This is a genomic window from Streptomyces sp. NPDC001231 (assembly GCF_042896885.1).
Classification (GTDB): domain Bacteria; phylum Actinomycetota; class Actinomycetes; order Streptomycetales; family Streptomycetaceae; genus Streptomyces.
Genome location: NZ_JBIAXS010000019.1, coordinates 103,996 through 121,319 on the forward strand (window position 1 = coordinate 103,996; position 17,324 = coordinate 121,319).

A 17,324-nucleotide genomic window follows, 5' to 3' on the forward strand; every position below is an offset into this window, starting at 1 on the left:
GGGCGGTCTCCTGCCTGCTCGGCTCGGCTCGGCTCGGCTCCCGGAGCGTGGGGCTGACGTGTCCCATCGCCCCACGGCACCCCCTAACCCCCACAAACAGAACAAATCGAATTTCAGGATTGCTAAATTTCGCAATTGCTTAGATGCTGTACTCGCTGTGCCCCCAGGTAGCCGGGGGCACAGCTTCTGTGTGACTCGCCCCGGTGGGGCTGTGCGAAGGAAAGCTGAGGGGTCGTGCCGGTTCCGCTGCATCAACGGATCACCTCCTTGCTGCCCTCCCGCTCCGATCTGTCCCAGATGCGGCGTGATCCGCGCCGTGACCTGCTCGCCGGGCTGACGGTGGCGATCGTGGCGCTGCCGCTCGCTCTCGGCTTCGGGGTGTCTTCCGGGCTCGGTGCCGAGGCGGGTCTGGCGACCGCGGTGGTCGCCGGCGCGCTGGCCGCCGTGTTCGGCGGGTCGAATCTCCAGGTGTCGGGGCCGACCGGGGCGATGACCGTGGTCCTGGTGCCGATCGTCGGCCAGTACGGTCCGACCGCCGTTCTGACGGTGGGCCTGATGGCCGGCGTGATGCTCGTCGTCCTCGCCGCGTTCAGGGCCGGGCGCTATATGCAGTACGTGCCGGCACCCGTGATCGAGGGCTTCACGCTCGGCATCGCCGGAGTGATCGGGTTGCAGCAGGTGCCGAACGCGCTGGGCGTGCCCAGACCCGAGGGCGACAAGGTCCTCGTCATCACCTGGCACGCGGTCGAGGAGTTCGTGAAGGCGCCGGACTGGACCGCCGTGGGGCTCGCGGTCTCCGTCGTCGTGCTCATGCTCGCCGGTGCGCGGTGGCGGCCCACCGTGCCGTTCTCCATCGTCGCCGTGATCGCCGCCACGGTCGTGGCCCAGGTCGCCGGGCTGGACGCCAAGCCGATCGGCGACCTGCCCGCGGGACTGCCCGCGCCTTCCCTCTCCTTCCTCGATCCCGGCTCGCTCGGTTCACTGCTCGCCCCGGCCGTGGCGGTGGCCGCGCTGGCCGCGCTGGAGTCGCTGATGTCCGCGGCCGCCGCCGACGCGATGACGGTGGGGCAGCGTCACGACCCGGACCGGGAGTTGCTCGGCCAGGGGCTGGCCAACATCGCCGCCCCGCTGTTCGGCGGCGTCCCGGCCACCGGAGCCATCGCACGCACCGCCGTCAACGTCCGCACGGGTGCCCGCTCCCGGCTGGCCGCCCTCACCCACGCCGCCGTCCTCGCGGTGATCGTCTTCGCGGCGGCTCCCCTGGTGTCGAAGATCCCGCTGGCGGCGCTGGCCGGCGTGCTGCTGGCCACGGCGATCCGCATGGTCGAGGTCGGCTCGCTGAAGGCGATGGCCCGGGCCACCCGGTCCGACGCGGTGATCCTCGTCCTGACCGCAGCCGCGACGCTGGCTCTGGACCTGGTGTACGCGGTGATCATCGGCCTGTTGACCGCCGGGGCCCTCGCCCTGCGGGCCGTGGCGAAGCAGGCCCGCTTCGACCAGGTGTCCCTCGACCGGGGGGACCACAGCGACGAGGAGCACCAGCTGCTCGCCGAGCACATCGTCGCCTACCGCATCGACGGTCCGCTGTTCTTCGCCGCCGCGCACCGCTTCCTGCTGGAGCTGACCGAGGTGGCGGACGTGAAGGTCGTCGTCCTGCGGATGTCGCGGGTGTCCACGATGGACGCCACCGGCGCCCTCGTCCTGAAGGACGCGGTGGAGAAACTGAACCGGCGCGGCATCCTCGTCCTGGCCTCCGGGATCCGTCCCGAGCAGCGGCAGGTGCTCGACTCCGTCGGCGCCCTGGAACTGCTCCAGCACGAGGGCCGCGACTACGCCCACACACCCGAGGCACTCCACGCCGCCCGCGACCACCTGCACCTGGCCGGAGTCCTGCCGGCCGAGCCGACGGCACCGGCTGGACAGTGACGCGACAGGACACGCGAGGATAGGGCGCATGTTCTTGACGAGTAGGTGGATGCGATGCCGAGTGGGCCGGCCGTTCCGGTCGTACCGTGCCGGGGAGGGGACGGCAGGGTGAGTACGCCCCTGTACCAGCTGAAGGCCGAGTTCTTCAAGACGCTCGGACACCCGGCACGTATCCGCGTCCTGGAGTTGCTGAGCGAGCGCGAGCACGCGGTCGCGGAGATGCTGCCCGAGGTGGGGATCGAACCGGCGCACCTGTCCCAGCAGTTGGCGGTGCTGCGGCGGGCGAACCTGGTGCGGACCCGCAAGGAGGGGTCGAACGTGTACTACTCGCTGGCCAACCTGGAGGTGGCGGAGCTGATGCGGGTGGCCCGCTCGATCCTGTCGGGGGTGCTGGCGGGACAGGCGGAGCTGCTCGCCGATCTGCGGGCGGACCAGCCGGAGAGGAAGCCGCCGCCGCAGTGACGGTCATCGGACGGCGGCGGTGCCAGGGAAGCGGCCTGTAGGGCGTCGCGGTCGCGGCTACGCCCTGCGGGTGGTCTCGTGCTCCGCCCCGTGCGGCCAGAGCACCTCGACGTCGACACCGTGGCTGCGGGCATAGGCCACCAGGTGCGCCGTCGCGTCCCGCCCCGAGGAAGGGGAGCCGTCCCAGACGGCCAGCACCCGCGCGCACGAGCGCAGCAGGCCCTCGTCCGCCGTCACACACGAGGAGCGGTCACCGGGGTCGTACTCCACCATCCGCACCTGCTGGGACAGCAGCAGGAGTTCCCCGGCCGCCTTCCGGTCCGGCTCGGCGACATGCGCGGGTACCCCGTTGCAGGACGGCAGGACCGTCACCAGGGCCAGTCCCGCCTTCCGGGCGGCCCGCCCGAACGCCACCGGCAGTCCCTTCCCGGCGCGCACCAGCCCGGACGTTCCCGCCTGGGCGAAGGCGGCCAGACGGGAACGCAGTTCCTCCTCCAGCACAGCCAGCGTCGACGCGCTGAGATCCGCGTGCCCTACAACAGCGATCACCGGTGGCTTTCCCTTCTTCCCATGCTCTTGATCATCGTCAAGGCCGGCCGGGACGCGCAGGGGTCCGGTCGGCCCCGATATCAGGCTGTTCGGCCCTGGCGGACGACGCTGCACGAGCACAACGGGCACACGCTCGCGGGCTGTCCTCGCTTGCGCGTCACAGCCCGAACAGTCCTGCCGCGTTGTCGTGGCACACGGCCCGCAGCCACTCCGGTCCGAGCCCCAGCCGCTCCAGGGCGTCGAGCTGATGCACGTAGGGATAGGGGATGTTGGGGAAGTCGGAGCCGAGCAGGACGCGGTCGCCGAGCGCCGCGAGCCGGGGCAGGGCCCGGCGCGGGAACGGCATGAATCCCTCGGTGAAGTCGGTGAACGCCATCGTCGTGTCCAACCGCACCTGCTCGAACCGCTCGGCGAGGCGGAGGAACTCCTCGTACTCGGGCATCCCCATGTGCGCGACGATCAGGCGCAGTTGCGGGTGCCGCGCCAGCACCCGCGCGATCGGCTCGGGACCGGTGTGCTTGCCGGGGGCGGGCCCCGAGCCGCAGTGGATCACCACGGGGATCCGCGCCTCGGCGAGCAATCCCCATGCCTGCTGGAGAAGTTCGTCGGCCGGGTCGTAGGCCCCCACCTGTACATGCGCCTTGAACACGCGCGCGCCCGCTTCGACGGCCTCGCGGACGTACGTCTCGACGTCCGGCTCGGGGTAGAGGGTGGCGGTGTGCAGGCAGTCGGGGGTGCGACGGGCGAAGTCGGCCGCCCATCCGTTCAGCCACCGGGCCATGCCGGGCTTGTGCGGGTAGAGCATCGCGGTGAAGGCCCTGACGCCGAACTCCCGTAGAGCGGCCGTGCGTTCCGCCTCGTCTTGCCGGTAGGCGATCGGCCACTCGAGCCCACCGGTCAGCGGTCCCTGCGCGTCGAAGTAGTCCCAGACCTTGTGCAGGACGCGCTCGGGCATGAAGTGCGTGTGGACGTCGACCAGCCCGGGAAGACCGAGCCGGCCCCAGAAACGGCGGACCTCACCGGGTGCCATGCGGTGATCGTTCATGTCGTCCACGATCGGCCCTGGTGAGGGTGCGGGCCACCCTTTCCGCGAGGGGCGCGGTGCGGGATCCGTCACACTCACCCCGACGGTGAGGCGCCGTTCCGGCTAAGGGGTTGTGCCGCGAGGGGAGACCAGGCCGGACTCGTAGGCGGCGACGACGAGTTGGGCGCGGTCGCGGGCGGCGAGCTTGGTCATGGTGCGGCTGACGTGGGTCTTGACCGTGGACGAGCTGATCACCATGCGGGCGGCGATCTCGTCATTGCCGAGGCCTCGGCCGACCAGGGCGAGGACCTCGCGCTCCCGTCGGGTCAGCGCCTCCAGTCGGGGGTGCGTGCCCGAGCCCGGGTACAGGGGCCGGGACGTGTACTCGGCGATGAGCATGCGGGTGATGGCCGGGGACAGCAGCGCCTCGCCCCGGGCGGCGACCCGGACCGCCTGGAGCAGGTCGGCGGGTTCGATGTCCTTGACGAGGAATCCGCACGCGCCCGCGCGCAGAGCGCCGTAGACGTACTCGTCCACGCCGTAGTTCGTCAGGATCACCACGTGCACGGCGGACAGGGCCGGGTTGGCGGCGATCCGGCGGGTGGCCTCGATCCCGTCCACCACCGGCATCGAGATGTCGACGAGGGCCACATCGGGGACGTGCTCGGCGGCGAGCGCGGCCCCGGCCGCGCCGTCGGCGGCCTCGGCGACGACCTCGATGTCGTCCTCGGCGTCGAGGAGCGCGCGGAAGCCGCCGCGGATGAGCGGCTGGTCGTCGACGAGCAGGACCCGGATCATGGCGTGCCGTCGGGGTCGGTGCCGTTCAGCGGGAACTCGGCGCGGACGGTGAACCCGCCCTCCGGCCGGGGTCCGGCGTGCAGCCGCCCACCGAGTCCCGTGACCCGCTCGCGCATACCGGTCAGGCCGGTACCCGGTTCGTACCGTGCCGCGGGGGTTGCCCTGCCGTCGTCGTCGATGTGTACGGCCAGTGCGTCCGGCCGGAAGTCGAGACGGATCCAGGCGGAGGCGGCCCCGGCGTGCCGGGCGGTGTTCGTCAGGGCCTCCTGGACGACCCGGTAGACGGCCCGGTCGAGTTCGGGCGGCAGCTCCTTCGGTTCACCCTCGACGGTGACGGTGGCGGGCAGGCCCGTGGAACTGGTCCGCTCCACCAGCACGGGCAGGAGGCCGAGTCCGGTGGCCGGAGGGCCGGGCCGGTTGGGGACGGTCTCGCCGGGTGCGCGGAGCACGTCGAGGGTCGCCCGGAGTTCGCGGGTCGCGTCGCCCGCGGCCTCCTGGATGGCAAGCAGAGCCTCCGGCACGCTTTCGCCGCGCTTGCGCGCCAGATGGACGGCCACTCCGGCCTGCACCTTGATCACGGAGATGCTGTGGGTGAGCGAGTCGTGCAACTCGCGGGCGATCCGCAGCCGTTCCTCCCCCGCGCGGCGGCGTGCGGTCTCCTCGCGGAGCCGCTCGGCGTCGGCCGCCCGCTGCTCGGCGTCCGCGGCGCGCTGCTCGGCCTGGCTGAGGTTGCTGTTCCACTGACGCCGTACCTCCGCCGCCATGACCGCGGCCCCCACCCAGCCGACCAGCAGGAACCGTCCCTCGACGATCTGCCGGGCCGACTGGCCGCCGGAGGACGTGAGGGTCAGCGCCACCGTGCCCGCGACGAAGGCGCCCGCGCCCAGGACGACCGTCACCAGCCGGTGGCCCGCGAGGACGGCGGTGTAGAGCGCCACGAGAACCGGCACGGCGGCCCCGTCACCCGGGTAGCCGCGCAGATGGTAGGCGAACAGGCAGACGAGCGTGGTGGCCACGACCGTGACCGGGAAGCGGTGCCTGGCGGTGAGCGCGAGACCCCCCACCAGCACCAGCAGGTATCCGAGCGCGTCGAGACCGGTGCGGTCGGGGACTGCCACCACTGAGCCGACCAGCGAGATCACGGCGACGACACCCGCCGTCACCGCGTCCCGCGCGTAGCCGCGCACGCTCAGCCGCATGCTCATTCCCGCACGGTAGCGCCGGTGCGCGCGCCAATACGTCACCTCGTAGGGCCATTTCGTGCGTACTCCCGGTGGAGTAGCCGCCGGGCCGGGTGGTCCCGGTGCGGCAGCGCGCGGTCCCGCCGCCAGGGCGACGACGGCGGGACCGGCCCCGCCCATCATCGAAGGACGTCTCGGCCGATACCGCGGACGGTCGGTTCGGCAAGGACATCGGAAGGAGAACAGGTCATGAAGAGTCACGGAGTCGACACCGCCGGCACCGGGGTGCGGGAGCCGGAGCAGCCGGGCCTCCTCATCCCGTGGGCACGCCGGTACAACCTGCTCGTCACGGTGGTCTTCGGCGGCCGCCGGGGCGCGTTGAACAACACGCTGGTGGCGGCGAGCGGCGTCCGCCCCGGCGACCGGGTGCTCGACGTCGGCTGCGGCCCGGGGGTCCTCGCCGGGCGGCTCGCCGAGGCAGTGGGGCCCGGCGGCCGGGTGGTCGGCGTCGACCCCTCGGCACCGATGGTCGAGTACGCGAACCGGCACGCGGGCCGGGCCGCCAACTGCCGCTTCGTCCTCGCGGCCGCGCAGCACCTGGACCTGCCTGACGGTGAGTTCGACGTGGTCACCTCGACGTTCGCGATGCACCACATCCCCGAGGGGCACCGGAAGACCGCGCTGGCGCAGATGTACCGCGTACTGCGGCCCGGCGGGCGGCTGCTGATCGCGGACGCCTTCCCGAGCGGCCCGGTGGCTCCGCGGGTGACCCGTGCCATCGCCGGGATGATGGTCCACGGCGCGGCGCACGGGGAGGTGACGGAGGATCCCATGTCCGCCGCCGACGTGCGGCAGTACGCGGACGTGCTCCGTGCCGTCGGGTTCACCGAGCCCAGGTTCGCCGACGTGCGGCCCTGGACGCGCTATCTGCTCGCGGAGCGGCCGGCGGCGGCGTGAGCGCGGGAGGGGCGCCACCGCGGGGGAGCGGCGCCGCCCCGGAACGTTCGGGCCGGGTGGCCGGGTCACGGCAGCGTGATCCGGCAACCCGGCCTGTGAGGAAGTCCTGCTCTCCTACTCCTTCAGGCCCACGGCCCCGGCGGCGTGGCCCTGCTCCCGCGGGACGTCCGCGGACTCGGGGTCCGGGCGCCAGTCGGCCGACCTGACGAGGCCCGGCTCGACAAGACGCAGCCCCTCCAGGAAGCTCCCGATGCGCTCGGGCGAGCGCAGGTGGTACGTGTTGACGGATTGCGCGTTGTACGCCTCTACGGCCGCCTTGAGTTGGTCGCTGGTGTCCGTGCCGTCGCTCAAGGCCACACAACTGCCCGGTGGCAGAGCGTCGATCAGCTCTGCCACGATGCGCTCGGGCTCCTCGTCGTCCGAGAGCTGGCCCATGATGTTGAGCAGCATCAGGCCGACGGGCCGGTCGAAGTCCAGCGTCCGGGCGGCCGGGGTGAGGATCTTCCTCGGATCGCGCACATCGGCGTCGAGGTAGGCGCACTTTCCCTCTGGCGTGCTGGACAACAGCGTGTCGGCGTGGGCGAGGACGATGGGGTCGTTGTCCACGTAGACGATTCTGCTGTCGGGCGCGATGCTCTGGGCGATCTCATGGGTGTTGTTCGCGGTGGGCAGCCCGCTGCCGATGTCGAGGAACTGACGGATGCCCGCGTCGCGTGCCATGAACCGCACCGCCCGCGCCAGGAAGCTGCGTTGCAGTCGGGCGACGGCCGCGAATTCGGGGAATGTCCGCAGGATCATGTCGCCGGCCCGGCTGTCCACCAGGTAGTGGTTCTCACCACCGAGCAGGTAGTCCCACACACGCGCCGAGTGGGGGCGATCGGTCTGCAGTCCTGTGTCCCGGTCGTCTCGGTCAGTCATGATCGAAGCATGTCACAAGGCATCCTTCAGAACGCTCGACTCCTTTAGCGCCACACATAGTTGCCCGACCGCACAGCCACTCGGCGGCAACGCTTTTCGGCCCGGTAATGCCTCCACTTGAGCGTGAATCCGCTCGCGCGGCAAGGGCTGAACGCCATACTGGCCGAAGTGGTCGGTCGGTAAGTGATATACCCGGCCTATCATCACTGGGCCAGACCCCCACAGCCGGAGTACCTGCCGCCTGACTCTCTGCACCTGGCACGCAGGCTTCGCCCGGCACGGAGCAAGGAGAGAAGGATGCCCGAAACCACGGCTCCCGCCACCGAGTTGACGTCGCAGTACATCAACCAGGTAACCAGCGACCTTGAGCGCAACGTCAAGGAACAGGAACGCATCACGGCGGAAATCACGGCGTTGCAGTCACAGTTGGACGCCCTTCAGCACGACCACACCCTGCTGGTGAGCATGCAGCAGGCACTCGGTATCGCGGCAACGGCCCCTGAGCCCGCGCCCGCCGGCGGCGTCTCCGTCCCCTCTCCCCGGAAGAAGACCACTGCCGAGCCTCGCAAGAAGGCGAAGACGGCGATCGCGAAACAGCCCACGGCCAAGAAGCAATCAGCCAAAAGCCCCGCGCCCAAGAACGACGCCGCCGCGAAGAAGGCACAACCCACACTGGCCGAACTCGTCCGCCGCCACCTGACCGATCAGAGCGAGCCGCGTTCCGCGGCGGAAATCGCCACGGCACTCGGCCAGGCACACCCTGACCGCGGGATCAAAACCAACGTCGTACGCACCACTCTCGAAAACCTTGTGGCCAGGAGCCAGGCTCAGCGCAGCAAGCAGGGCACGTCCGTCTTCTACACCGCTCCCAACCCGCCGGAGCCCACGGCAGCCCCCAAGACCGAGGCCCAGCCCGTACCCGCCGAATAGGCCACGCTCGTCGAGCGCTGAACCGCTGCGGCCCGACGCGGAGTCGGCAGACCCGAGGAAGCAGGCTGGGCAGCCCCGAGGCCGGCTCCGCTACTCCGGGTCCTCCGCGTCGGCTGCGGTACGGCCGGCCAGTCGCTCGTATCGCTGCCTGGCCGCCTGCGGGGTGCCGAGCCCGAGCCCGAAGGCGATCTCCTGCCAGGTCATGCCACGGCCTCGTGCCATCTGGAGCAGTCCGGCCTCCAGTTCGTCCATTTCCCCGCGAACCAACGGGACGAGACTCAACGCGGCCGTGATGTCGGCGCGATCCACTTCCGGTTCGCCGTCATCCGGCATTGCCGCCCCGCTGAGCAGGAACGACACGAGTCGGACGGCCTCGTGCGGTGCGATGACCGAGGGGTGGACCTGTCGCCGGCGTTGCTCGTCGGTGGCCGCGTGCCGCTCGGCGATGCGGAGCAGGGACGCGTAGACGCGCCGCGCCCGCGCCTGCTCCGGCCGCGGAGGCGTGAAGGGGTCGGTGTCCTGATCAGAAGTCGACGGCATGAGACGAGGATGGGCCAGCACACGCAGGGAAGTCAACAGAACATTTTAAACAACTCGTTCAATTCCGTGCCCGCCCATGTGGAAAAGTGCGCCTGGAACCCTTGACACCTTCACCCGGCCGGCCGGCCGGCGGATGGTTTCTGGCCGCTCAGCGCCACGGCGTTGCGCCGAGCGCACCGGAAGGCGGCTGAGCCGCCCGGTGCGGGGCACCAGATGATCGAGGAGTCTCATGGCCGAGCCGACTGACGAACCGGGTACACCAGCGTCTCGCGGGGTGCTGCAGAGCGCCGACCGCGCCCTGGTCGCCCTGCTCTCGTTCACCGAGCGGCGGCCCGAGTGGGGCGTGAGCGAGATCGCCCGCCTTCCTGCACGGCGCCCAGGCCACGCTGCCCTTCGCGCCGCGGCCCCTGTACGCGGTGCTCCACGAGCCCATCTACGCCCAGGCCGGCCGGGCCACCGCATGGTCGGCGCACCGCGTCCGCGAGGAGTTCCCCGAGTTCGACGCGGACGGTGACGGCCCGTTCCGTTTCACCGGCGAGATGATCTACCCCTGGCAGTTCGACGAGGACCCCGCACTGGTTCCGCTGCGTGAGGCGGCGCATCTGCTGGCCGCGCGCACCGACTGGCCCGCCCTGTACGACCTGTACCAACTCGCCGGCAACAGTGTCCCGGTGGCGGCGGCCGTGTACTTCGACGACATGTTCGTCGACCGCGAGCAGTCCCTGGAGACCGCCGAGGTGGTCCGTGGTCTGCGACCGTGGATCACCAACACCCGTGCCCACGACGGCGTCCGCGCCGACGCCGCCGTGCTGGACCGGCTGATCGCGATGGCGCGCGGCGAGGTGTGAGGCCCAGGCCCGCCGACCCGGTGCTGATCCCCGCTCTGCGTCGTACGAGCGGGGATCAGCGCCGTGCCGGCGGGCACCCTGTGCCCCGGATCGGACGGTGGGTGCCCGGGGCGGATCGGGCCCCTCAGATGGTCACGGACCGGACCGGCGAAGCCCTCGGCAGGTCTCATGCGGCCGGTGCGGGAGGGCGCGGGTCGGGCGGCTGCCCGAGGAGCGCGGCTCAGGTGGCCTGCGGCCAGGCGCGCAGCAGGCCGGCGATCCTCTTGGCGGTGCAGCCGGGATCGCGTAGCAGGTCGCGCAGGGCGATGGCGTCCTCGCGGGTGGGCTTGACCGGGATGCCGGAGGCCTCCAGGTACATCACACCCGTCGCCGCGGCCACGGCCATGTTGGAGCGCTCGAGCCAGCGACAGCGGCCGAGGATGTGCACGAGGGCGGCGGCACGGGCGTAGGGCCCGTCGTAGACGGGTGTTCCCAGGAGTTCGGCACGGTGGCAGGCGACCGCGGCCACGGGCACCCCGTAGTCCTCGGGGGCGGGGTCCCCCGCTCCCGCGAGTTCGGCGACCTGCAGGATCCAGGGGACGTCGATGTGCAGTTCCATTACGCGGCGTGCGCTCCCCGGGGGCGGCGATCGGCCTCTTCCGTCTCGTCGAAGAGACTCTGGTGCTCGTCGAGGAAGCGCCGCGCGGCATCCAGGCCCCGCTGTCGCAGCCCGCTGGTGTCCTCCCGCACCAGGCCGGCGATGTAGTCACCGAGGCTCAGGCCGCGGTCCCTCGCACGGGCTTCGGCCAGTTCCTTGATGTCGTCGTCGACGCGCACGCCCAGCTGTGTCTTCGCCATCCACCGATGGTAACAGCTGTTACCACTCGCGCGGCCCAACGCGGACGGGGTTTCCGCACACCGTCGAGCCGCTCAGTAGCGCTCGGCCTTGGTCAGTCGGGGCGTCAGCTTGGGCTCGGGAGGTTTCCGGCTGAACACGATGGGCTGCTCGCGCTTGCCGGGTTCCAGGTTCTCCGCGCCTGCGTAGCGGGTCTCGACCACGTGCCCCTGCGCGTCCACGAAGTCGACCTGCACGGCGTAGGACGCCTTGCGGTCGGTCTTGTTGGTGATGGTGACCAGGGATGCCAGCACACCTCCGGTCTGCGTCCTGGGCACTCCGGTCAGGCTCACCTCCGACCGCGCGTTGCCGCCTCCCTCGACACCCTTGAGCGCCTTCTCGGCGGCCGCGGCCCGCCGGGCGGTCTCGGCCGACACCGACGCCTCGAACTCCGAGGCACGCGCGGACGCGGACGAGGCCGCCGCCGACGCCGAGGCACGGGCGGAGGCGATGGCCGACGACGCGGAGGACGCCAGCGCCGACGGCAGCGGCTGGGACGAGAACGACCCCGTGTTGGGAGGAGTCGGCCTCGGGCTGACCGTGGAACCACCGCCGCCGCTGTTGCCGCATCCCGTCAGCACGCCGGCTGCGAGAGCGAACGTCACGGTGGCCGAGGCCCACGAGAAGTACTGCCTGTGCGGGCGGACACGGTGAAGGGACGGCGGCACGTCTTCCGTCGGCTGAGGGCGCATGGCCTCATCGTCCGCACTGCGTGTCCGGTACGCGACGCAGACCGGTCCTGATGGGTGACCGTTCGGGGCGGGGTCCCTCGCGCCCCGGGCTGCCCGGCGCTGCCTGGACGGTCCGATCCCCCACACGATCGCACCGCCTTCCCACGCCGCACACCGCAACCGCGAAGTCCACTCACGCACACCAGAACACGCCCAACCGCTGCCGAACAGCAGCAGTTCAAACCCTCCCGCCTCATGGCGCGGATCGGGCCGGCCATCCCTTCCTGACGGCCGGTGTACGGCACCCCTCCCGGAATTCACGATCTGGACATATGATGTCTGACGTCTGAACTCCAAGCCGAGAAGCCGAGTGTGAGGAGCCGTGCGTGCGCTCTGTCCCCGTGCCAGGAGAGGCCGCCGTGCCCCGAGAGCCCGCAGAGCCCGGGCAGAAGCAATCGCGGGACCCAGAACAGCGGCCGCGCGACCATCGCGTGGCCGTCCTCGGTGCCGGTGCCATCGCCCGTGACCACGTATCCGCGCTCGCGGATGTGCCGGGAATGCGACTCGCCCACGTCGTCGACCGGCATCCCGAGCGGGCCGCCGCGCTGGCCGCCCTCGCCGAGGGAGCCACCTGGTCCACCGACCCGGCGAGCGCGTGGTCCGACGGCATCGACGTCACCGCCGTGTGCACCTCCCCCGAATCGCATGCCGAGTTCTCCGTGGCGGCGCTCCAGGCCGGACGCGCTGTCCTCCTGGAGAAGCCCGCCGCGCTGAAGGTGGCCGACGTCGACCAAGTCCTCGCGGCCGCGGAGGCCGCCGGCCGGCCCCTGCTCGTCGCCCAGACGGCCCGCTTCCAGCCCGTCCACCTGGAAATCGCCCGGGCCGTCGCCGAGGGCGCGATCGGCACACCCCGCCTGGCCCACCTCACCTGGTACACCGGGCACGTCTGGCCCGGAGGCTGGCGCGGCTGGCAACTGAACCCGGCCCGCTCCGGAGGCCATGTCGCCCACAACGGCGTGCACGCCCTCGACCTGCTGACCTGGCTCATGGACGACGAGCCGGTCCGCGTCTTCGCCCGCCCCTGCCGCACATGGGCGCCCGGGATGCCGACCCCCGACAGCTTCCAGATCCTCGTACGCTTCGCCCGCGGCGCCCTCGCCACCGTCGAACTGTGCTACGCCCTGGCGGCACGCGGCACGTTCGTCCGCAGGCTCGTGCTGTCCGGCACGGCCGGCACCCTGCACCACAGCAGTGAGGACGAGCCGAGGGCGCACTCCGCGCCGCCCGCCGCCCCCGCCTCGATCGACGGCGCCATGACGGAACAGACCAGGCACCTGCGCGACGTGCTCGACGGGGTGGCCGCCCCGCTGACCGCGCCCCACCAGGTACGTGCCGCTCTGGCCGCCGCCCTGGCGGCACAGCTCAGCGCGGACGAAGGCCGCCCCGTCGACGTCAAGGAGGTCTGCTGACATGAGGATCCTCATCGCATCCGGGGTCCGGCACGCCCGTGACTACGTGCCGCTGCTGCAGTCCCTGCCCGGCATCGAAGTGATCGGCTGCGCCGACTCCGCCGACAGCCCCTTCGCGGAGGACAGTGCCGCCCTCGCCCGTACGACGGGCATTCCGCTGCTCGACCTGGACCAGGGCCTCGCCTCCTGCGACATCGCCCTCGTGTGCAGCGAACCCACGCGGCACGTCGAACTCGCGCTGAGAGCGCTCGAAGCGGACCGCCACGTCATCGTCGACAAGCCCGCCGCGACGGACACCCGTGGCGCGCAGCGCCTGTGGGACGCCGCCGACCGCTCCCGCGGACTGCTCACCGCCGTCCACCGCCTCTACTCTCCCCAACTCGTACGGGCCCGGCGCATCGTGGACTCCGGCGCGATCGGCCTGCCCCTGGCCGTCGACGCGGAGTGGCTCGCGGCCGGCGGACTCGACGGCACCACGGTCGAGCGCCCCGAACTCGTCTGCGACCCCGCCTTGTCCGGCGGCGGAGAACTGATGAACTTCGGGTGGTATCCGGCCCTGGCGGTCCGGCACCTGACCGGCCTGGACGTGGACGAGGTCGTCGCCTTCAGCAGTGCCGCGCCCCACGCGCCACTGTTCGACGGCCCGCACGGTGCCCACGGTGTCGAGGACGCGGCGGTGCTCTCGCTCCGCCTGCGCAACGGAGTGGTGGCGACCGCCACCGTGGCCCGCACACCCGCCGGCATCGGCCCGGCCCCCGTCTCGTCCAGCCTGCGCGTACTCGGCTCGCACGGCCACGTACTCGCCGACGAGGACGCTCCCTCCGTCTCCGTACGCGGTACGGACGGCGCCGGCGTCTCCCGCCAGGTCGGCGGACCCGCCGGGGTGACGGCACTGCGTCGGCTGTTCACCGAGTTCTGCGACGACATCCGCCACGGGCGCACTCCCCTGGTCACGGCGGCCGACATCCACGCGGCCGTCGCGGTGGTCGAGGCCGCGCTCAGCTCGGCGCGCAGGAACGGCGCCCCCGTCGCTCCTGCGGTCCGAGCAGAGGGCACGACGCCGGCATGACGCTCCCGCCGCAGCTGCCGCAGGGGGGCGCGGGCGGCGCGCGGCAGCACGCGACCCCGGCGAGTTCATGACTGCCGGAGTCGTGCGGCTCCGCTCGAGGCGGTCACGTCCGACCTCCGCTCCGGCACCCTCACCTGGGACTACGAGACCCTGGCCGCGCCGGCCCGAGACACGTCCTGACCCCGGGTTCCCACACCCACGGTCCGCGAGTCCACCGAACCCGTGTGAGCGGCAGCACACAGCTGCGGGTCTTCCGATTCGGACGGTGGAGGCGTACGTTCCGCTTACCTCGCGTAGGTGCCTTCGAGGCACCGGCCCGCCGAACCTGGGCGGCGGGCCACGCGGGGGCCAACCGAACCTGCTTCGACGGCCTTGACACAAGCCGGAGCCTGGTGACCTGGCCGCTGACGGTCCGGCCGATCATGTCGGCGAACGCGTGCAGCGGATCCGCGTGTTCGTCCCACTCATGAGCTTGGTCTTCACCGGATAGTTGTAGTCGGCAGCCCACGCGGCGCGGCGATGAGTTTTCCCCGCCCGGAGAGTCTCACCACCGTTGTCGACACCACCGGAGGAACACATGGCTCAGCTACTGAGGGTCCAGAACTTCAACGTCTCGAGTGACGGAATCGGTGCCGGGGAGGACCAGAGCTTCGAGAGTCCGTTCGGCCACGTCCACCCCGAGAAGCTGTTCGCCTGGGCCGGTGCCACGGCGAGTTGGCCCATGCGCACCGACCCCGGCGGCAGCCGGGGCCTCGACGACTACTTCACGCGGGACTACGCGCGCAACATCGGCGCCGAGATCATGGGCCGCAACAAGTTCGGGCCCCAGCGCGGGCCCTGGAACGACCACGAGTGGCGCGGCTGGTGGGGTGAGGAACCCCCGTTCCGCACCCCGGTGTTCGTCATGACGCACCACAAGCGTCCTTCGTTCACGCTCTCCGACACCACCTTCCACTTCGTCGACGGAGACCCGGCCACGGTCCTCGAGCAGGCGAAGGAGGCGGCGCAGGGCAAGGACGTACGGCTCGGCGGCGGGGTCACCACCGTCCGGCAGTTCCTCGACGCCGACCTCGTCGACACCCTGCACGTCGCCGTCTCCCCGGTGAAGTTCGGCTCCGGGCTACGGCTCTGGGAGTCACCCGACGAGTTGCTCGACCGGTTCCACCTCGAGGTCGTGCCAAGCCCGAGCGGCGTGGCGCACCACCTGTTCTGGCGGAATTGACACGAGGGCCCACCGGGCAGCGGCTCACCGGCCCCGAGTTGCCGCACCACGCAGGCGGCAACAACGGGCCGACGCCGCCTTCGCGTTGCCGAAGGGGTTGGTGATCGGAGCCGCGCTCGTTCACGTGGCCAAACCCGGTCTGAAGATCGACGCGGTCACCGCGGTACTCCTCGCGGTGACCGCAGTGCCGTGGCTGGCCGCCCTGTTCGAGCTGCCCGGCGGGACGAAGTTCCAGTACAAGCGGCTGGTCGACCGCATCGAGGCAGCCGAGGAACACAGCGCGCGAGCCGGTCACGCGGCTGATGACGTCTCACGCACCGCCCGACTCGCTTTCGTGGCCGACGGCAGCGCGGACGACGAGGGGGCCACCGGCTCCACCGTGAGCGAACCGGAGGTGGTCGCGCTGGAGCCCGGTCGGGCCGCGGTCACCCGGGACTTCCACTTCCGCGGCTCGGTCGAGGGGTGGACCATCAACGGCCCGGAGTACCAGCCGGGCCGTGCTCTGGCCAGGCCCAGGCCGGGACAGACCGAGGTGTGGCGGTTCACCACCAACTTCCACCACCCGGTCCATCTCCACCTCAACCACTTCCAGGTGGTCTCGCGGAACAACGGGGAGCCGGGGGCGTACGACCACGGCTGGAAGCACACCGTGTCCCTGCGTCCGGCCGAGGCCGTGGAGGTGGTCGTCCGTTTCACCGACTGCACCGGCCCCTTCATGCTCCACTGCCACAACCTGGAGCACGAGGACATGGCCATGATGGGCGACTTCGTCACCCGGTAGCACCCGCACGCCGGGCGGTCGGCCGCCATGTGTCCGACGGACCTGGACGGCCGGCCGCCGTACGCCCGCGACGGCCATCACTGCCGGGGTTCGGATGGATGTTTCCTTTCGTTGGTCTGTGGCGGACCCTGGAATGTGGGGGTACGGCCGGAGGGCGTGACCTGTCGGCGGTGATGGGAATGAAGGGTTCGATCCGGATCGGAAGCATCCGAGGGCTGGCGATTGAGGCTCACTGGAGCGTGCCGCTGGTCATGCTCTTCTTCGCGTACGGTCTGGCCAGCTGGACGCTGCCCAGGTATGAGGCGGGCCTGGCACCGGTCGTGTACGCGGCCGCCGGGGTCGTCGGTGCTTCGCTGTTGCTGATGAGTCTGGTGGTGCACGAGGCCGCGCATGCCCTGACAGCCCGCAAGGCGGGGATAGCGGTGCGGGACGTGACGCTGTGGGCGCTCGGCGGACTGACCCGGATGGACCGGCCGACGACAGCACGCACGGCGTTCTCGGTCGCCGTGAGCGGGCCGGTCGCCAGCCTGCTGCTCGGCGGTCTCTGGCTGGGCGCGGCGGCCGGTGTGGACGCCACGACGGGATGGCGGATTCCGGTTGCCGTGCTGAGCTGGCTGGGCGGCACGAACCTGCTGTTGGGTGTCTTCAACCTGCTGCCCGCCGCACCCCTGGACGGAGGGCGGCTGGTCCAGGCCGTGGTGTGGTGGCGTACGGGGGACCGCGAGCGGGCCCAGCGGGCGGCCGGTCGCAGCGGACAGGTCGTGGGAATGGCGCTGGCCGCGGGCGGGTGGGTGGTGCTCCTGAGGGGCACGACCGGCGGCTTGTGGCTGATGGCCATCGGTCTGTTCGTGGCCGGTACCGCCGCGACCGAACGGCGGTGGGCGGAGCTGGTCACCGCCCTGCGTGGCGTACGGGTGGGGCAGACGATGACCACTCCGGTGGTCACCGGTCCCGACTGGCTGACCGTGGACAGCTTCCTGTCCGAGGTGGCCGCACAGACAGGGCACTCGGTGGTACCGCTGCTGGACTTCGACGGTCACCCCAGCGGCCTCCTGCAACTGCGCCGGCTGGCCGCCGTACCGCCCGGGCAGCGGGAGCGCCTGCG

18 protein-coding genes and 2 pseudogenes are annotated in these 17,324 nt (G+C 71.4%); 11 read left to right on the plus strand and 9 right to left on the minus strand.

The window, feature by feature from the left end:
* Positions 1-297: 297 nt before the first annotated feature.
* Both ACFY3J_RS23235 and ACFY3J_RS23240 read left to right on the plus strand, forming a co-directional pair.
* Positions 298-1,926: a SulP family inorganic anion transporter gene (locus ACFY3J_RS23235; protein ID WP_390841687.1), complete on the plus strand. Its 1,629-nt coding sequence runs from the start codon at positions 298-300 to the stop codon at positions 1,924-1,926.
* Between the two features lie 108 nt (positions 1,927-2,034).
* Positions 2,035-2,388: a metalloregulator ArsR/SmtB family transcription factor gene (locus ACFY3J_RS23240; RefSeq protein ID WP_141364999.1), complete on the plus strand. Its 354-nt coding sequence runs from the start codon at positions 2,035-2,037 to the stop codon at positions 2,386-2,388.
* Between the two features lie 57 nt (positions 2,389-2,445).
* On the opposite strand, the gene ACFY3J_RS23245 is transcribed toward ACFY3J_RS23240, so the two are convergent.
* The 4 genes from ACFY3J_RS23245 to ACFY3J_RS23260 all read right to left on the minus strand — a co-directional run bounded on the left by ACFY3J_RS23245 (position 2,446) and on the right by ACFY3J_RS23260 (position 5,964).
* Positions 2,446-2,937: a hypothetical protein gene (locus ACFY3J_RS23245; RefSeq protein ID WP_390841660.1), complete on the minus strand. Its 492-nt coding sequence runs from the start codon at positions 2,935-2,937 to the stop codon at positions 2,446-2,448.
* Positions 2,938-3,094: 157 nt separating this feature from the next.
* Positions 3,095-3,982 (minus strand): amidohydrolase family protein, encoded by an 888-nt coding sequence (locus ACFY3J_RS23250; protein WP_384184041.1) that lies wholly within the window; start codon positions 3,980-3,982, stop codon positions 3,095-3,097.
* 102 nt (positions 3,983-4,084) lie between these two features.
* Positions 4,085-4,759, minus strand: a complete 675-nt coding sequence (locus tag ACFY3J_RS23255; protein WP_384184044.1) for a response regulator — start codon at positions 4,757-4,759, stop codon at positions 4,085-4,087.
* Positions 4,756-5,964 carry a sensor histidine kinase gene (locus ACFY3J_RS23260; RefSeq protein WP_384184047.1) on the minus strand — a complete coding sequence of 403 codons (1,209 nt, stop codon included), beginning with the start codon at positions 5,962-5,964 and terminating at the stop codon, positions 4,756-4,758. The genes ACFY3J_RS23255 and ACFY3J_RS23260 overlap by 4 nt, the downstream gene beginning before the upstream one ends.
* A 225-nt stretch (positions 5,965-6,189) precedes the next feature.
* Here ACFY3J_RS23260 and ACFY3J_RS23265 point away from each other — a divergent pair, with 225 nt between their 5' ends.
* Positions 6,190-6,897 (plus strand): class I SAM-dependent methyltransferase, encoded by a 708-nt coding sequence (locus ACFY3J_RS23265; protein WP_384184050.1) that lies wholly within the window; start codon positions 6,190-6,192, stop codon positions 6,895-6,897.
* A gap of 114 nt (positions 6,898-7,011) precedes the next feature.
* Here the strand turns inward: ACFY3J_RS23265 and ACFY3J_RS23270 are convergent, their stop codons facing one another.
* A complete protein-coding gene (locus ACFY3J_RS23270; RefSeq protein WP_390841661.1) occupies positions 7,012-7,815 on the minus strand; it encodes an SAM-dependent methyltransferase in 804 nt (267 codons plus the stop codon).
* Positions 7,816-8,112: 297 nt separating this feature from the next.
* On the opposite strand from ACFY3J_RS23270, the gene ACFY3J_RS23275 reads away from it, so the two are divergent.
* A complete protein-coding gene (locus tag ACFY3J_RS23275) occupies positions 8,113-8,745 on the plus strand; it encodes a hypothetical protein (protein WP_390841663.1) in 633 nt (210 codons plus the stop codon).
* A gap of 90 nt (positions 8,746-8,835) precedes the next feature.
* Here ACFY3J_RS23275 and ACFY3J_RS23280 read toward each other — a convergent pair whose 3' ends face one another.
* Positions 8,836-9,285, minus strand: a complete 450-nt coding sequence (locus ACFY3J_RS23280) for a DNA-binding protein (protein ID WP_390841664.1) — start codon at positions 9,283-9,285, stop codon at positions 8,836-8,838.
* Positions 9,286-9,638: 353 nt separating this feature from the next.
* Here ACFY3J_RS23280 and ACFY3J_RS23285 point away from each other — a divergent pair.
* A pseudogene (locus tag ACFY3J_RS23285) lies at positions 9,639-10,133 on the plus strand (alpha/beta hydrolase); the annotation flags it as partial.
* Positions 10,134-10,353: 220 nt separating this feature from the next.
* On the opposite strand, the gene ACFY3J_RS23290 reads toward ACFY3J_RS23285, so the two are convergent.
* The 3 genes from ACFY3J_RS23290 to ACFY3J_RS23300 all read right to left on the minus strand — a co-directional run bounded on the left by ACFY3J_RS23290 (position 10,354) and on the right by ACFY3J_RS23300 (position 11,285).
* Positions 10,354-10,731: a fic family toxin-antitoxin system, toxin component gene (locus ACFY3J_RS23290; protein ID WP_384184060.1), complete on the minus strand. Its 378-nt coding sequence runs from the start codon at positions 10,729-10,731 to the stop codon at positions 10,354-10,356.
* Complete coding sequence (locus ACFY3J_RS23295; RefSeq protein ID WP_384184062.1) at positions 10,731-10,970, minus strand: hypothetical protein; 240 nt, start codon at positions 10,968-10,970, stop codon at positions 10,731-10,733. The genes ACFY3J_RS23290 and ACFY3J_RS23295 overlap by 1 nt, the downstream gene beginning before the upstream one ends.
* A gap of 72 nt (positions 10,971-11,042) precedes the next feature.
* The gene (locus tag ACFY3J_RS23300; RefSeq protein WP_384184065.1) at positions 11,043-11,285 is read right to left on the minus strand and encodes an FxLYD domain-containing protein; all 243 of its coding nucleotides are present in this window, start codon (positions 11,283-11,285) and stop codon (positions 11,043-11,045) included.
* Between the two features lie 49 nt (positions 11,286-11,334).
* Between ACFY3J_RS23300 and ACFY3J_RS23305 the strand changes: the two genes are divergently transcribed.
* The 6 genes and pseudogenes from ACFY3J_RS23305 to ACFY3J_RS23330 all read left to right on the plus strand — a co-directional run.
* Positions 11,335-11,661: a hypothetical protein gene (locus tag ACFY3J_RS23305; RefSeq protein ID WP_384184068.1), complete on the plus strand. Its 327-nt coding sequence runs from the start codon at positions 11,335-11,337 to the stop codon at positions 11,659-11,661.
* A 436-nt stretch (positions 11,662-12,097) separates the two neighbouring features.
* Positions 12,098-13,147, plus strand: coding sequence for a Gfo/Idh/MocA family protein (locus ACFY3J_RS23310; protein WP_384184070.1), 1,050 nt, complete (start codon positions 12,098-12,100; stop codon positions 13,145-13,147).
* Between the two features lies 1 nt (position 13,148).
* Positions 13,149-14,216 (plus strand): Gfo/Idh/MocA family protein, encoded by a 1,068-nt coding sequence (locus ACFY3J_RS23315; protein ID WP_384184073.1) that lies wholly within the window; start codon positions 13,149-13,151, stop codon positions 14,214-14,216.
* Positions 14,217-14,793: 577 nt separating this feature from the next.
* Complete coding sequence (locus ACFY3J_RS23320) at positions 14,794-15,438, plus strand: dihydrofolate reductase family protein (RefSeq protein ID WP_390841665.1); 645 nt, start codon at positions 14,794-14,796, stop codon at positions 15,436-15,438.
* A gap of 124 nt (positions 15,439-15,562) precedes the next feature.
* Entirely contained in the window at positions 15,563-16,219 is a 657-nt protein-coding gene (locus ACFY3J_RS23325) for a multicopper oxidase domain-containing protein (RefSeq protein WP_390841666.1), read from the plus strand.
* 362 nt (positions 16,220-16,581) lie between these two features.
* A pseudogene (locus ACFY3J_RS23330) lies at positions 16,582-16,977 on the plus strand (site-2 protease family protein); the annotation flags it as partial.
* Positions 16,978-17,324: the final 347 nt, after the last annotated feature.